Consider the following 16185-nt stretch of genomic DNA (forward strand, 5'->3'; position numbering starts at 1 on the left):
CATGAATTATGACAGAAAGACAACCCTCTGTCAACACCTCAACATCACAGGCGAATTCCTCTACTGTATTCCCTTTAGAATCAGCAGTTCGGCTGAAAAACATCCAAACACATCACATTTCATTCGTTATTCATAATTATACAATATTTCTGCATATTTATCCATAGATATTTGCGGAAAACCTTACGTCAAAATAATCCTTTGACTATAATCAAATTTTTGAGACAGAACCCTTCCCTTTTGGAATGAGCAATACGTTTTGTCAGAACTACTTTAAATACTGAAGGCATTTTAATAGGATACATCTCTTCAAATTTTAGGGTTAAACGTCCAGAAACACGGAATACATGAAGGCTCTGCATTAGTCCCCAGTGAAATGGGTAAAGTTTATAAACATGAAACAATTCATTGATGTTTCAATAAAGCCGATATACATAAGGATTTACAAATACGCGGCATAGAAATAAGATAAGACCTACATTTATTTACATTTAGGAGGAAGTTATGCGTCACATTTGGCAAGTTTACAAAACAGACTGGTTGCATATTTTGAAGGTTCCCACAGGTATTTTTCTAATTGTGGCTATTATTTTACTGCCCGGGGTGTATGACTGGGTAAACGTAAAATCCGTATGGGACCCGTACAGTAATACCCAAGGGATCAAAATTGCGGTGACAACCGAGGACAAGGGTGCAACTGTTGCAGGAACTAACGTTAATATTGGAGACGAACTGGTGTCTAGCCTGAAACAGAACGAAAAGCTGGGATGGACTTTTGTAAGCCAGGCTGAGGCTGATCATGGTGTGCAAACAGGAGAATATTATGCAAGCCTGCTCATTCCTGGAGACTTTTCATCCAAAATTACAGGTATCGTTGACGGGAAACTGGAACGACCAGAAGTAATCTATACCGTTAATGAAAAGGTAAATGCCATTGCTCCAAAAATCACAGGTTCCGGTGTATCTGCGATAACAACACAAATCAATGAAAATTTCACTGAAGCCGTCAGTCAGGCTGTTCTAACCAAATTGAAGGAAGCCGGGGTTGAGATCAATGCCCAACTTCCAACTTTGCGCAAGATGGAGAATGGCATTTTCACGCTGGAGAAAAATCTTCCGGCTATACAAGCTGCAGGTCAAAAGGTACTGGAAGTGGAAAAAGCCATGCCTGGTATCGTAAAAGATGCTCAAAAGATCGTCGAGATCGAAAAAAAACTGCCCGAAATCAATGAAGCCGCACAGTATGTGCTTAAGGTGCAGGAGTATTGGCCACAAATTAATGATGCAGCATCCGAAGTGTTGGCTATTCAGGGGCGGATTCCCGATATTCAAAAAGCCGTAGAACGTATTCAAGAAGTGGATGCAAACTTTGGTCAGGTATCAGGTGTCATCCAAACGGCCCTGGATAAAACCGACAAGGCTCTCGCTATCGTAACGGCCGCAGAGCAGGATCTTGACAAAGTATCACAAATCGCTGGTAATGGGATTGAACTGGCCGAAGGCTTGAATCAGTTTGCGGATTCCAGTGAAGAAGCGTTTCAGGCTATAGGCCCGGTGATCCGGCAAAACCTGCTGCTGGTACAGCAAATCGCAAACGCAGCGTCAGACGTATTTGGGCAATTGCAAAATACGGATCTTAATAACCTGCCGACAGCAGAAGATCTGGACCGGATTGCTGCCCGCTTGGGGGTTGCGGTAAAACTCGTCGACAGTATGGCAGAACTACTGGGCAAAATCGACAACTTACTTCCAAGCCATCCTCTTGCTAATAAAATTACGCAGCTGAATACCATTTCAGATAAACTTCAGTTGCAAATCCGACTGGCTGGGATTATCAGTGATGCTCTGCGTCGCAATACAACTCCGCCCGCAGACGTCATCGCCCAATTAAATGCTCTCTCCAAGGAGATTAGCAGCGGCATTGGCAATATCATGAACACCTACGAGAGCGAAATATCACCGGCTCTTGCGGCTGGGGTGGATAAGCTGAGATCCGTCCTTTCCACTTCAGCAGATACACTACAGGGAGCAAGGGATCGAATTCCGGATATTGCGGACATTCTTGCGTCAGCCAAAGAAGGCATTACGTTTGGGCAGACTGAATTGATAAAGATCCAGAGCGAACTGCCTCAAATACAATCTAAGATTCATGAGATATCAGAGACACTCGCGAATAAAAGTGAAGGCTTTATCCAAGCTTTGAACACAGTATCTTCATTAATTAGAAATGATCTGCCCAAGCTGGGGACCAAGCTGAATGAAGCAGCTGATTTTGTTCGGAACGATCTGCCCAATGCGGAGAAACAGATAGGCAAGGCATCCGATTTTGTACAGAACCAGCTTCCGGAGGTAGAACAAGGAGTACATCGTGTTGCCACGCTTGTACGTGATGATCTGCCCGCATTGGAAAGTGCCATCAGCAAGGCAGCAGACAAACTGAGGGAAGTTGAAGGAAATAACCAGTTTGCTGAACTCGCCAAGCTTTTGCGCGGCGACATCGAAGAAGAAAGTGCTTTTCTGGCAAGTCCGGTACAAATTAAGGAACAGCAGCTTTACCCGATTCCGAATTACGGATCAGCCATGTCACCATTTTATGGCGTGCTATCCTTGTGGGTCGGCTCAACGTTGCTAATTTCTTTGCTTCGTGCCGAAGCTGAGAATCCAGAGGGCAAGTTCCGGGGATACGAGTTGTATCTTGGGCGTCTTGCCACTTTTCTGACTATTGGATTGTTTCAAGCGATCTGTGTCAGCCTGGGAGATATCTTGATTCTCGGCGCCTATGTCGCAGATAAACTATGGTTTGTGCTGTTTGCCATGCTGGTGAGTGCCGTATTTGTCACCATTACGTACACCCTGCTGTCCGTTTTTGGAAATATCGGAAAAGGGATCGCAATCATCTTCATGGTGTTCCAGTTCTCCAGCTCCGGCGGTACGTTCCCGATCAGCATGACATCGCCCTTTTTCCAGGCACTAAATCCGTTCATGCCCTTCACATATGCGATTAGTCTGCTGCGTGAGTCAGTCGGTGGGATTTTGTGGTCGACTGCCATTAAAGATATTCTGTGGTTGTGCATGTTCATCGCGCTAAGTCTCATCGTTGCACTCGCTTTGAAACGTCCACTTAGCAGTCTCACCAAACGTTCAGCCGAGAATGCCAAGAAGACCAAAATTATTGCTTAAGATCGTCCCTGAGACCCTCTGCGTAAAGAACGCAGTGGGTCTTTTAGTTTTAAACCAACATGCACATATCGAATGAATCATGCCAAATAAGACAAGGCCATTGGATTTACAGTCCAATGGCCTTGTCTCATTAAACAGATAGTTAAAATCTCTGATTATTTCACTGTACGCTCCTGTTCCAACTGATCATAGGATTGCTTAATGGTTGTTAATGTTTCTACATGCCGATAGATGTTATTCCATGCGGTGACAAGAATACATAGCATGATCAAGCCTATTAGCAGTTTTTTACCCAGCCCCGGACGAAGACCAATGACGAAGCTCCCACCGAGGAGGAAAAACGCAAACAGATAGTGTCCCGCATACAGGTACATATCGTATTGAAATACCGCAAGCCCAAAACCAACAACGATATGAAGTAAAAATGCAAACAGAATGTATGGCACAAGAGTCCATACTTCCCGTTCACGGATGCCTTTAATAAACCCAGTGAGCGCCAGCAGCAGAATAAAAGTACCCGTGAGCTGAACATAGATCGGATTGGAACGGGATAGATCCGTCACAAACGCGACCATGCCCGGGTCCAGCAAATGCACTTTCGGTGAAAGTATTGGATTAATCGTTAGTAAGCTTAAAGCCTTCCAATGAACTGCAAACTGGAATGGAGTGGCATAGCTTGTTCCCCCATTTTGAATGCCAAGCAGCCAGTTGCTGACCCAACTGCGACCGCCAAACGCGATATACTGTATCCCTGTCAATACTACAATGAAGGCAACAGCCAGTGCCATAATCCCGATGTACTTTTTCCAACCAGACTTGCTACGCCACGTACGCAAATTGAAAAACATGGCGGCCGCAAACGGCACAATGTTGGTTGACGTCAGTCCGAAGTTGATGGATGCCAGCAGCGCATTCGGGATGTAACGGACATCTTTGCGTTCACGGGTGTATTGCATATACAGCACAGAGAACAAAATAACAAATTGTACGTACGGATACGAATCCGGAATCAACGCGGTAAACATCAGATAGGAGCTGAAACCGAACAATAAAGCGAAAAGTAACGGTGTGATGATTTGTTTATCTTTTTGACTCAAAAACAGAAATACCAGTACAACCGAACCCGCATTCACAAAGGACTGCAGGATAAGAAAGAACCAATTCCCGTCCAACAGTTGAGCACCTGCTTCAAGCACGACTGCTAGAAATGAAATTAACGGATGAATCACTGAAGAACTGTTGTCTCCATAATACATGGAAGGATCGAAGTTAAATAAATTAATTGGAAACTGTGTCGTACTAAATGGTGTGTATGACCCTAGAAGCTCTGCGTTATTCGCTATGTACGTCACGTAAGGTCCATTCATGAGGGCGTAAAAAAGAGCAAAACCCGCAAACAGGCAAAATGCCGTCCAATTGGTCCTGCGATTATAAAATATATAGTCCAAAAATTTCATACGTTCACATCCAGTTTCATTATTCTAGAAAACCAATAAACACAACCCGCCCATAATACAAGCGACACCGATCCAGCGCAAAGGACCCACTGCTTCCTTAAAGGCAAAGCGCGCTATAATGAGTGTCCACACATACGTTAACGCATTGGCTGGTAGCACAACCGTTAAGGGAAGAAATTTCAACAATACAATATTCAGGAGCGCACCTGTACCATAGAATCCAAGCCCCATTAGAACATGCAGCTTTTTGCGGCTGGTGGCGTAGGCTTTCAAACCCGCTCCCCCCATTGCTCCACACAGGGTCATTGCGATCAGGACAGCAATCATCCAGCTATCGATCAACACTGGTTAACGTCACCCCGATTCCAAGCAGCACAACAGCGGCCAGCTTCTGCACCGTAATTTCTTCTCCTAGCAAAAAGTATCCATAGATCAGCGCAAACACATAGCTGGCACACATCAAAGGATAGGCCACAGACAGCTTTTCCAAAGCAAAAGCCTTGATCATCAAAATGGCACCCAGTCCATAACAGAGAAAACCGATGCCCAAATAGATCCAATCGGTCAGACCCCACTTCCAGAACAGTTGGCCCGTTGCTGTAAGAAAAGCGGAGACCAGCATTAACAGCTTGCCTGTATGGTGCCCTTTTATCTTCCCCACGACAATGCCTCCATCTCTGGCACGCGCTTATTAATAAAGTAGCGCTGACTCACCAATCGCATCACTGGAAGATCGGATAAGGAGTCGGAGTAGGAGCAGGATTGATCATAATCAATCACCATCTTTTTCTCATCCAGATAGGCCTGGATTCGTCGAACCTTCTCATCCCCTTTGCAATTGCTGCCTTCAACCCTACAGGTATATCCATTTGAGTGACGAACCAGATCGGTACCAATGACATGATCCACCCAAGGAAAACTTTTAAAATATTTCATATAGGCATGCGGTGATGCGGTCACGAGCAATACATGATAGCCTGCTTCCTTACGGTGCTGCATCTCTACACTTGCCTCTGCAAAAATGGCAGTACGCAATCGTGTATCAAAAAAATGCTCCAGATCTTTTTCTGACATGCGCTCAATGCTCTTGAAATAGGAACGTTTGACACGCTCAACGGTCATCAGACCTGCCTTGAACAGTGCGGTATGAAATGCAATTACAGGCAATCTCCATACCTGCCATGGGTAACGTCGAACGCCGTAATGCACAAACTGAAACATGGAATCTCTGCGTATAATCGTTTTATCAATATCAAAGATGGCGATTTTCGTGCTTTTCACCCTGATCCCCCTCTACCTTCCGGACTCAAACTTTTATTCAAAAATAGCAAAAATCGAAATAACACTTATGACATACAAAATGACCGTGATCAAGATGGGCTTGTCCTCAAATAGAACTCGATCAGGTGAACCACCTTGATTCTTCATATGAATCAGATACAGATAACGGAACATGCCGTATATGACTAATGGAATCGTCCACATTAAATGAATGGAGCGATCGGATGTGAACGTAAAGAGCGAATAGCTTATAATAGTCGCTGTTGTGACAATGGTATTAAACTGATCCAATAACGTAATCGAATAGTTATCCAATACTTTGCGATGCGAACCAGTATTTCCCTCAAGCAGGGTAAGTTCATTCCTCCGTTTGCCAATAGCCAGGAACAGGGACAGCAGCATCGTACAGATGAGAAACCACGGCGTAAATGGTACATGGATTAGCACACCGCCCGCAATCGCACGCAGCACAAATCCAGCCGCAATGGTCATCATATCCAAGATAACGAGATGTTTCAGTACAAATGAGTACGACACATTCAGAAGGAAATAAACAATACATAACACTCCGAATAACGGGTTCATCACAAATGCTGTCCCGACGGAAAGAATCAATAACAGAATTCCAAACAGCAAGGCTTGAGCGGGATTGACCTGTCCAGAAGCAAGAGGACGAAACATTTTCACCGGATGCTGACGATCTCTGTCGCGATCTACATAATCGTTTAAAATATAAACGCAGCCTGCAACCAGGCTAAATAAAATAAAACCTAGCAAAGTCGATAGAATGGTCTCCGTCCGAATTTCCTCAAAAGAAAAAAGCAGCGCGGCAAATAACAGCAAATTTTTGGTCCATTGTTTTGGTCTCAATAATTTAAGCATTCCTGAAATGGTATTGCCTGTCCCTGCAGCAGGTGTGGACACGGTACTGGTTCGTGATGATAACAATTTCCATAACTCCCTTCAAAAGCAACTTCTGACTTATATAAATAACGTAAAGATCTAATCATATGTTGCTTGTATAATTTTGTAAAGGGATTACAGGAAGAATTTATATTTTTTTGCATAAAAAAGAGACCGTTTCCGGTCTCTTCTTTCTCTACATAATTATGATTATGTGAATTCAATTAAAATTCGAATTGCACGTCGCTCAGGCGGCGTTTAATCTCAGCGATAACACGTTTCTCTTCCTCTTCCCCTTTAGCTTCAAAGGTAACGGAGAAACGAACAAAGTTACCGGCATCATCCCAAGGCACCGAAGAGATCAGTTTCTCACGGATCAGGAACTGGGAGAAGTCTTCGCCTGATTCAAAGCGGCGGCCTCCGGCAATACCTTTTGGAGCTTCAACATAAAGGAAGAAGGAACCTTTAGGTTTCTCAGCCTGGAAGCCCAGCTCGTTCAGTGCAGCTACCAGCAGGTCGTGACGACGGGAATATTTCTCAGCGATTTTTTCCGTGATTTCCGGGTGGTTCAAACCATAAGCAGCAGCCTTTTGGATCGCGATGAACTGACCGGAGTCATTGTTGTCTTTCACGTCGCTGAATGCTTTGACAACAAGCGGGTTACCTGCAACAAAACCAATTCTCCAGCCTGTCATGTTGTAGGACTTGGACAAGGAGTGCAATTCCACGCCCACATCCTTAGCACCAGGTACAGACAGGAAGCTGAACGGTTTTTTGCCGTCATATGTCAGTGCTGCGTATGGAGCATCATGTACAACGACTACGCTGTATTTCTTCGCCCATTCAACCACTTCCGTAAAGAACTCCACGGTAGCACTTGCGCCCGTCGGGTTATTCGGGTAGTTCAGATAGAGCAATTTCGCACGTTTCGCAATATCTTCCGGAATAGCCGACAGATCTGGCAGGAAGTTGTTCTCCTTGGTCAACTGGATGTTGAAAACTTCACCACCCAGGTATTTGGTGTGTGTACCCATAACCGGATACCCTGGCACCGTCATAATCGTTACATCACCTGGATTAATGAAGCAAGAAGGCATCATCGCCAAAGCTGGTTTGGATCCGATGGAATGCACGATTTCAGTTGATGCATCGATACCTTCAACATTAAATACATTTTTCAGGTAAGCAACTGCCGCTTCCTTGAATTCAGGAATACCGTTATCCGCGTATCCACGGTTTTCAGGTTTGGAGGCTTGCTCCGCCAATGCAGCTACGATGCCTGCATCTGCCATTTCGTCTGGTTCACCTACGCCAAGGTCAATCAATTCTACATTGGGAAAATCTTTTTTAGCCGAAGCTTTGGCACGTTTGATTTTCTCGAATTTATAGATGTTGGTGTCTTTACCATAGTTGGAGCCGCCAATACGGTCGGCAAAATTAGTCTGAATGTACGTTTCCTGATATTTATCGATACTCATGATTTTGTTCATCTCCTCATTTGACGCAAATTTCTACACTTTAATATGAAGCATTTGCGCGTTCAAAACCATGGACAAATTATCCGAACATTTGTACTTTCTCGAGCTGTCAGCGGCTACGCAAGGAGGCCAGAACATCTTCCATATCCTGCGGAATCGGAGCTGTAAATTCAAGGTATTCTCCGGTCGTGGGATGCACAAAACCGAGAATCGCCGCATGCAGGGCCTGTCCCTGCATTTTGATCCCTTTGTTACGACCGTACGTCGGATCTCCAACAAGCGGATGACCAATGAACTTCATGTGAACACGAATCTGGTGGGTACGCCCGGTCTCCAGTTTCAGTTCCAATAACGTGTAGTCATTGATACGCTCGGTGACGGTAAAATGAGTGACCGCATGTTTACTGTTACGCTCGGTTACGGTGTACATTTTACGATCATTGGTATCTCGACCAATCGGTGCATCAACCGTACCCTGATCATGGCTAAGATGCCCATGAACGAGTGCAATATATCGTCTATTCACACTATGCTCTTTGAGTTGAGCCGCCAGCGAGGCGTGAGCACGATCATTTTTGGCAGCCATAATCAGACCTGATGTGTCCTTATCAATCCGATGCACAATACCGGGACGCAGCTCGCCGTTAATGCCTGAGAGATCTTTGCAGTGATACATCAGTGCATTAACAAGTGTTCCTGACGTATGTCCTGGTGCTGGATGTACAACAAGGCCACGCTGTTTGTTAATAACGATCAAATCACTATCTTCATACACCACTTCTAGTGGAATATCTTCAGCAATAATCTCTACAGTCGTCGGCTCAGGGATCAGAAGCTCTACCAGATCGCCTTCAGATAATTTGGCGTTAGCTTTGACTTTAGCCCCGTTCACCGTTACGAATCCGTCTCCGATCCACAATTGAACTTGGGAACGCGATACGTTATCCATGGATTCTGTAATATATTTGTCAATTCGTTCTTTATTATGTTCAGCAGCAACCGTCCATTCCATACGATCATTGCCATTCAAGAGCTCATCGTCATGCGTCGACGTGTCTCCGTTAGTCTGTTCTTCATTTTGCGATTTACTCATGATGTTCATTCCCTTCGACCTTTGCGGCTGCTTTCTCGCGCCGTCCTTCAAGCAACGTTTCCACAATAATCAGTACCACACCGATACAGATCGCCGAGTCGGCTATGTTGAAAATGGGAAACGTATAGCTACCAAAATTAAGCTGGATAAAATCGACAACTTCTCCGGTCAAAGCCCGATCCAGGAAGTTACCAATAGCTCCCCCAAGCACCAAACTAAGCGCTACAGGCAGCAATTTGTGCGGAGTATCTTTTACCTTTTGCAAATACCAAACCAAAGCCACCACGACAACCAGTGTAACCACAATAAAGAACCAGCGCTGATCCTGTAAAATACCAAAAGCTGCACCTGAGTTACGATGTGATGTGATGACAAAGAAATTGCCAATCACCGGAATTTCATCTCTAAGTTCCATCCGGGTTGCAATTAGGAACTTCGTTCCCTGATCGACTAAAAATACGATAAAAGCGAGGATATAATACACCACGTTTGTTTGTCACTCCGTTCTTGTCTTTTCCAAACGATACCAGGCTTTACGCCAGACTTGTTCATTGTAGCACAGCTGTTTGGAAATCGTCCACGACGCGGTTAGCCGCAGCCCGGATGGCAAAAACGATAACATTTCCCTTCTGTAATTCTGCACCAATTGGTACATCCTACAATAGAGTTAAAATCCGGAGTTCATATGGAACAGAAAGGGGAAAATGATGTCACATTTCACTGCCAAACAACTGCAATCCTTACGTTCCCAATTGATAACCGAAAAGCGCGATATTGAACATAGACTGGAGCAGAACGAACATTATGGTCTTGGTGATTCCATGAAGCTTCAGACAGGTGAATTATCACCGATTGACAACCATCCGGGGGATGTAGCTACCGAGATGTATGATCGCGAAAAGGATATTTCCCTGCTGGAGCATGATGAATTTCAACTGGAGCGCATCGATTCTGCCCTGCATTCCATCGAAGAAGGCCATTATGGAACTTGCGCCGTGTGTCAGCAGCCTATCCCCTATGAACGCATGCAAGCTGTTCCTTACACCAAATACTGCAAAAAGCATCAACCGGAAACCGTTGTTTCCGAAAATCGTCCTGTCGAGGAAGAATTCCTCGCACCTGCCTTTGGCCGCACAAGCCTGGATGAACGTGATGATCAGAACGGCTTCGACGGCGAAGACGCATGGCAGATTGTTGAAAGTTGGGGCACCTCCAATACTCCGGCCATGGCTGAGGGACGCGACATCGACAGTTATGACGTTATGGCGATTGAAGCCACTGACGAGGTGGAGGGCTGCGTTGAGGCGTATGAGAGCTTTGTCGCAACCGATATCTACGGTCATGATGTATCCATCGTGCGCAATCGGCAATATCGACAGTATCTGGAGAACCGTGAAGGCGATGGTCTGTTAGAACCGGATGTCGAGTCAGACGACTCGTATTAAGCCAAGGTTCACCTAATACGTATTCAACTCCAGTTGTCGTTGCACAATCCGTACAATATCTGCGATGTAATCACCCACGATGGGCAGATTAAGCGCACCTAGCACTTGTAACACATAAATGATTGTTGCTGCAAAAAAGGTGAAACCGATGGCGATCCCTACGCCCCTTGCGGCGCCAGACAACAGATTAAGTCCGATCAGCTTCCACGGCCGATTCAGTAATTCCGTATACTGTGCGATCCTTGAACGTTCAAGTTCATTCGCGAGCCGGTTAGTGAGCTTGTGAAGTTCTTCAATCTTGTCCTCCGCATTCTTGGAATGCGTCGTGGATTCTGAATTCAATGGCGATTGGGTATCCTGTTCGTTCATAATTTACTCAGTTCCTTTGATGTATATAGAATGTCTGCACAATAGAAATCATTGCCCATTTGCTGAAAAAACAAACGAGCCAGGACACAGGATTAATCTCCTGTATCTGAGGCTCGTTGGCATGTCTGTCTCTATATACTGTCCTATTTGAAATAGAGTTACTCTGTCCCCGTTAAAGTCTGACAAAGCAATCCTTTTTCCAGGAACGCCTTACGTTGAGAATTAGAGAATCATTGTATTACCCCTCGATATATACACCGATGGCTTTGCCCCCAGCTTCAATACGTTGCATCGAATCATTCGTACCGAAGGTAACTTCGGTAACGAGCACATTCTCACGCAGCACATGATCAAAAGCCTGAATCGCTTCTTGCAAAGCAGAGTCCACATCCAGCGTCAAACGTACTCTTTTCTCAATCGGCAAATCCAGCTTCTTCCGTGTGTCTTGAACTGCACGAATGACTTCACGGACCCAGCCTTCCTGTTCAAGTTCTGCTGTGATCTCTGTATTGAGAGCTACCGTCAGACCATAGCCGGATGCCGAGGCAAAACCGGATTTGGCTTGTTTCTCCACCAGCAGTTCTTCACCCGTCACTTGCAGCTCTTCGCCTTCAGGAGAAACGACGTTCAGAACATCTTCTGTGACCACTTTACGTGTCTCATCTGCTGACATTCCCTTGAAGAAATTCTGCAGGAAACCTACATTTTTACCATATTTTTTACCTGCTACTTTCAGATTAAGCTTCAAAGTGAAATCAACGAAATCCGCATCATCATGCTCGGTACGAATCGTTTTGACATTGATCTCATCCTTGATGATCTCTTCATAACTTGCCAGATCGAAGCCTTTATCCAGAGAAACGATCAGTTCGGACAACGGTTGACGTGTCTTGATTCCTGTTTCGTTACGAACGTTACGGGCAAGTTCCACGATTCGGCGTGCTGTCTCCATATCCTGCTCCAGATTCAAGTCAATCAGCGTTTCATTGGCAACCGGATAATCATCCATATGCACACTCTCACCAGTAGTCAGGTTCAGATAGATATCTTCTGCAAGCATTGGTGTGAATGGAGCGACGAGCTTGGCAGTAGTCACCAGCACTTCGGTAAGAGTACGGTAAGCGTCCAGTTTATCTTCTGTCAATCCGCTACCCCAGAAACGGTCACGTGAACGACGGATGTACCAGTTACTGAGTTCATCTACAAATGCTTCAATGGCTTTGGAAGAGTTCAGATAGTCGTTAACAGCCAGCGCTTTTTCCACAACGAGAATCAGGCTGTTCAGTCTGGACAATATCCAACGGTCCAGGTTGTGTGAAGACAACTTGAACGGATGCTCCTGTGGATCAAATCCATCAATCGTAGCATACAGCGTCAGGAATGCATGGGTATTGACCAGCGTATCCACCATTTTGGATTTCGCTTCGCCCACGATGCCTTTGGAGAAACGTTTGCTATTCCATGGTGCGCTGTCAGACAACAAAGCCCAGCGGAATGCATCTGTACCGTACTCTTCGATAACTTCCCAAGGATCGATAACGTTACCTTTGGATTTGGACATCTTCTGTCCGTTTTCATCGAGAACGTGGCCTGTTGCCATAACCGCTTTATAAGGTGCTTTGCCTGTCAAAAGTGTAGATACAGCCAGCAAGCTGTAGAACCAGCCACGTGTCTGGTCAATTCCTTCACAGATCATGTCTGCCGGATATTGCTGTTCGAATATTTCTTTATTTTCAAATGGATAGTGCTGCTGGGCAAACGGCATGGAGCCGCTGTCGAACCAGACATCGATCACTTCCGGTGTACGTTTCATTTCATATTTGCCACAAGAGCTCATGACTTTGACGTCATCTACATACGGCTTATGCAGCTCCAAATTCTCAGGTACGTCGCCGATGGCACGAGCACGCAGTTCAGCGATGCTATGCGGAGCGAATTGTTCACCTGTCTCTTCACATACCCAGATGTTCAGTGGCGTTCCCCAGTAACGGTCACGACTGATATTCCAGTCTACAAGATCTTCAAGGAACTTCCCGAATCGCCCATCACGAACGTGGCCTGGGTACCATTCTACTTCACTGTTGTTGGCGATCAGCTGATCCTTGATTGCTGTTGTTTGGATAAACCAGCTGTCCATTGCATAGTACAGAAGTGGTGTATCACAACGCCAGCAGAACGGGTAGCTGTGCTCATATTTTTCTTTGCTGAACAAACGTCCTTTTTCAGACAGGTATCTTACGATATCAATATCGCAATCCTTAACAAAACGTCCGGCAAAATCAGTTACCTGTGGCACAAACTTGCCTTCCAGGTCCACCATATTCACAAAACTGATGCCATTCTCACGACATACACGATAGTCATCTTCACCATGTGCAGGTGCCATGTGTACAATCCCTGTACCACTTGCATCGGTTACAAAACCTGCACCCAGGATGATGTTTGCTTTCTCAGCCTGCACGTAGTTGAACGGAGGATCATACGTTTTGCCAACCAGGTCAGAACCTTTCAAGGTACCGATGATTTCATATTCACCTTTGGCATCCTTCATGACTTTCTCAACAAGATTAGTCGCCATGATGTACACTTCGTTGTCCTGACGGACACGGGAGTAGTCCATATCCGGATTCACTGCAAGCGCAACGTGTGAAGGCAATGTCCAAGGCGTCGTTGTCCAGGCAAGCACGAATTCGCCGCTGTCATCCAGCTTGAATTTGGCTGTAGCACTAAGGTCTTTCACGTCTTTGTACCCTTGGGCTACCTCATGGGAGCTAAGTGTAGTTTGACAAGACGGACAGTAAGGACTCACACGGTGACCGCGATACAGCAGACCTTTCTCATGAATCGTCGCCAGAATGTTCCACACACTTTCGATGTAATTGTTGTCGAGTGTGATATACGGATTATTCATGTCTGTCCAGTAGCCGATACCTTCGGTCAGGTCGCGCCATTGTTGTTCGTATTCGAACACGCTCGCTTTACATTCGTTAATGAATTTCTCTACGCCATAATCTTCGATTTCCCACTTGTGAGAGATGCCCAGCTTTTTCTGAACACCGAGTTCTACAGGCAGACCATGTGTATCCCAGCCTGCTTTACGAACGACGCGGTAACCCTTCATTGTGTTATAACGTCCCACGAAATCCTTGATGACCCGTCCCAATACGTGACCGATATGTGGTTTACCATTGGCTGTAGGCGGTCCCTCGTAAAATACGAAGTTTGGCTTACCTTCTCGGTTTTCAATGGATCTTTTGAATGTATTCTCGGTTTTCCATTTGTTTAACACGCGTAGTTCTCTGGCGCGTGCCTTCTCTTTGACGTCAACTCGTTGCATGATGATCTTCCTTTCGAGATATAGTTGTGGACCGTCCACAAAAAGCGTTTCAATCCCCCTAAATCCCCCTTACCAAGGGGGACCCCATAGGTGCTCCGCCCTCTGGACACCCGGAAATGGTTGTCTGTGGCGGGAACTGCGACGGCGTTGGCGAGGGTGTGTATGGTGGAGTCGGCCCTCTTGCGGCTGTCCCCTTCGGGAACGCCGCAGGGCCTTACCGCGAGAAGGGAGTTGCCGGACGCTTTGCTCCTCCGGCGGCTGGCTCTCTCCTTGAGGTCCCTTCGGGCCTCATGGACGTTCGCCTTGGCGAACCCCTGCTGCCGGTCGCTTCGCTTGCCCGGCGAGGGCTCTCTCCTTGAGGTCCCTTCGGCCCTCATGGACGCTCGCCTTGGCGAACCCCTGCTGCCGGACGCTTCGCTCGCCCGGCGGTGGGCTCTCTCCTTGAGGTCCCTTTGGGCCTCATGTACGCTCGCCTTGGCGAACCCCTGCTGCCGGTCGCTTCGTTCCTCCGGCGGTTGGCTCTCTCCTTGAGGCACCTTCGGGCCTCATGGGCGTTCGCCTTTTTTTGGACACAAAAAAACCTCATCCCTGGAAAGGGACGAGGTTATGCTCGCGTTACCACCCTAATTCTGTTCATCACAAACCACATCCAATATAAATTGGGTATGCTCTGTCATCAACAGCGCTTATGCCCCGCTTAACTACAGCAGGGTGCCGATATAACGTTCGGCTCACGGTTTCGCTTACACACGGCCAATCCTTCACCGCTTCAGCGTCACTTCTCCGGGGAGATATTCGGCTATAACTCATCCATTGGCTTGCACCAGACGCCAACTCTCTGAGGGATGAGATCATAACGTACTGAACCCGTCATGGAATCACTATTCATTATGAATATAGTTATAGCCTCTTTACAGGCAAAAGTCAACCAGGCGGATAGACTAATAAATTTCCTTCATTTCCCGCTCACGGTCACGGACTTCCTGCTCCCGGCTCTCCAGCGCTTCCCAACCATCCTGAGTCAACAATTCAAGCTGTGCTTCCACAAGTGTACGGAAACGGGCACGATAGATGGACGCCTGCTTTTTCAGCTCTTCGACTTCCAAAGCAATTTTGCGTGATTTAGACAAAGATTCGTTTACGATCCGGTCCGCATTTTTCTCGGCTTCCTTCACGATCAACTGTGCTTCTTTTTTCGCATTGTTCTTCACATCATCCGCAGCTTCCTGCGCAATGATGATCGTTTTGCTCAGCGTCTCTTCAATCGTTGCAAAATGATCAAGCTTCTCCTGAACGGACAGCAACTGATTGCTCAGCTCTTTGTTTTCGCGAATGACGCCTTCGTAATCTTTGATGACTTGATCCAGGAATTCATTGACCTCATCCTCGTCATACCCGCGCAAACGTCGGGAAAATTCCTTGTTGTGTATGTCCAGCGGCGTTAATGGCATGCTGTCCACCTCCTGTAAAAGTTCCTTCCCGGGCTGAGAAGGTTTGCAGCATATGGGTTCCACCCAAGGGGCCGTATATGTGATGCCCAATCCTGGCACGAATACGGAATGCAGGACCAGACTCTGATCCTTTGGCGGTCATATCAACCTTTGCTTTAATGTATATCGGAAACACCGAATGTTTTTTGCAC

Annotated in this window: 13 protein-coding genes and 1 other annotated feature; of the genes, 2 read left to right on the forward strand and 11 right to left on the reverse strand. The window is 46.2% G+C overall.

What is annotated here, in order from left to right:
- Positions 1–504 precede the first annotated feature (504 nt).
- On the forward strand, positions 505–3180 hold the full coding sequence (locus RS891_RS22525) for a YhgE/Pip family protein (protein ID WP_315793254.1): 2676 nt from the start codon (positions 505–507) through the stop codon (positions 3178–3180).
- Between the two features lie 155 nt (positions 3181–3335).
- Here the strand turns inward: RS891_RS22525 and RS891_RS22530 are convergent, their stop codons facing one another.
- The 8 genes from RS891_RS22530 to lspA all read right to left on the reverse strand — a co-directional run bounded on the left by RS891_RS22530 (position 3336) and on the right by lspA (position 9879).
- The gene (locus tag RS891_RS22530) at positions 3336–4637 is read right to left on the reverse strand and encodes a DUF6080 domain-containing protein (RefSeq protein ID WP_113053862.1); all 1302 of its coding nucleotides are present in this window, start codon (positions 4635–4637) and stop codon (positions 3336–3338) included.
- Positions 4638–4661: 24 nt separating this feature from the next.
- On the reverse strand, positions 4662–4982 hold the full coding sequence (locus RS891_RS22535) for a DMT family transporter (protein ID WP_258530685.1): 321 nt from the start codon (positions 4980–4982) through the stop codon (positions 4662–4664).
- Complete coding sequence (locus tag RS891_RS22540) at positions 4969–5259, reverse strand: EamA family transporter (protein WP_113054051.1); 291 nt, start codon at positions 5257–5259, stop codon at positions 4969–4971. The genes RS891_RS22535 and RS891_RS22540 overlap by 14 nt, the downstream gene beginning before the upstream one ends.
- Positions 5260–5285: 26 nt before the next feature.
- The gene (locus tag RS891_RS22545) at positions 5286–5918 is read right to left on the reverse strand and encodes an HAD family hydrolase (protein ID WP_113053860.1); all 633 of its coding nucleotides are present in this window, start codon (positions 5916–5918) and stop codon (positions 5286–5288) included.
- Positions 5919–5951: 33 nt separating this feature from the next.
- Positions 5952–6866: a decaprenyl-phosphate phosphoribosyltransferase gene (locus tag RS891_RS22550; RefSeq protein WP_397386860.1), complete on the reverse strand. Its 915-nt coding sequence runs from the start codon at positions 6864–6866 to the stop codon at positions 5952–5954.
- 179 nt (positions 6867–7045) lie between these two features.
- Complete coding sequence (locus RS891_RS22555; protein WP_315793255.1) at positions 7046–8299, reverse strand: LL-diaminopimelate aminotransferase; 1254 nt, start codon at positions 8297–8299, stop codon at positions 7046–7048.
- Between the two features lie 109 nt (positions 8300–8408).
- Entirely contained in the window at positions 8409–9392 is a 984-nt protein-coding gene (locus RS891_RS22560; protein ID WP_113053858.1) for an RluA family pseudouridine synthase, read from the reverse strand.
- Positions 9385–9879: a signal peptidase II gene (gene lspA, locus RS891_RS22565; protein ID WP_024628399.1), complete on the reverse strand. Its 495-nt coding sequence runs from the start codon at positions 9877–9879 to the stop codon at positions 9385–9387. The genes RS891_RS22560 and lspA overlap by 8 nt, the downstream gene beginning before the upstream one ends.
- Positions 9880–10099: 220 nt before the next feature.
- On the opposite strand from lspA, the gene RS891_RS22570 reads away from it, so the two are divergent.
- Positions 10100–10837: a TraR/DksA C4-type zinc finger protein gene (locus RS891_RS22570; protein ID WP_111618747.1), complete on the forward strand. Its 738-nt coding sequence runs from the start codon at positions 10100–10102 to the stop codon at positions 10835–10837.
- Between the two features lie 12 nt (positions 10838–10849).
- Here RS891_RS22570 and RS891_RS22575 read toward each other — a convergent pair whose 3' ends face one another.
- The 3 genes from RS891_RS22575 to RS891_RS22585 all read right to left on the reverse strand — a co-directional run bounded on the left by RS891_RS22575 (position 10850) and on the right by RS891_RS22585 (position 15994).
- Positions 10850–11206, reverse strand: coding sequence for a DUF5665 domain-containing protein (locus tag RS891_RS22575; protein WP_109998718.1), 357 nt, complete (start codon positions 11204–11206; stop codon positions 10850–10852).
- A 238-nt stretch (positions 11207–11444) separates the two neighbouring features.
- A complete protein-coding gene (gene ileS / locus RS891_RS22580; protein ID WP_315793256.1) occupies positions 11445–14543 on the reverse strand; it encodes an isoleucine--tRNA ligase in 3099 nt (1032 codons plus the stop codon).
- A 591-nt stretch (positions 14544–15134) separates the two neighbouring features.
- Positions 15135–15426 (reverse strand) — a binding site (T-box leader).
- Between the two features lie 58 nt (positions 15427–15484).
- Positions 15485–15994: a DivIVA domain-containing protein gene (locus RS891_RS22585; protein WP_063566974.1), complete on the reverse strand. Its 510-nt coding sequence runs from the start codon at positions 15992–15994 to the stop codon at positions 15485–15487.
- Between the last annotated feature and the right edge of the window lie 191 nt (positions 15995–16185).

The organism is Paenibacillus sp. BIC5C1 (genome assembly GCF_032399705.1).
Taxonomy (GTDB): domain Bacteria; phylum Bacillota; class Bacilli; order Paenibacillales; family Paenibacillaceae; genus Paenibacillus; species Paenibacillus taichungensis_A.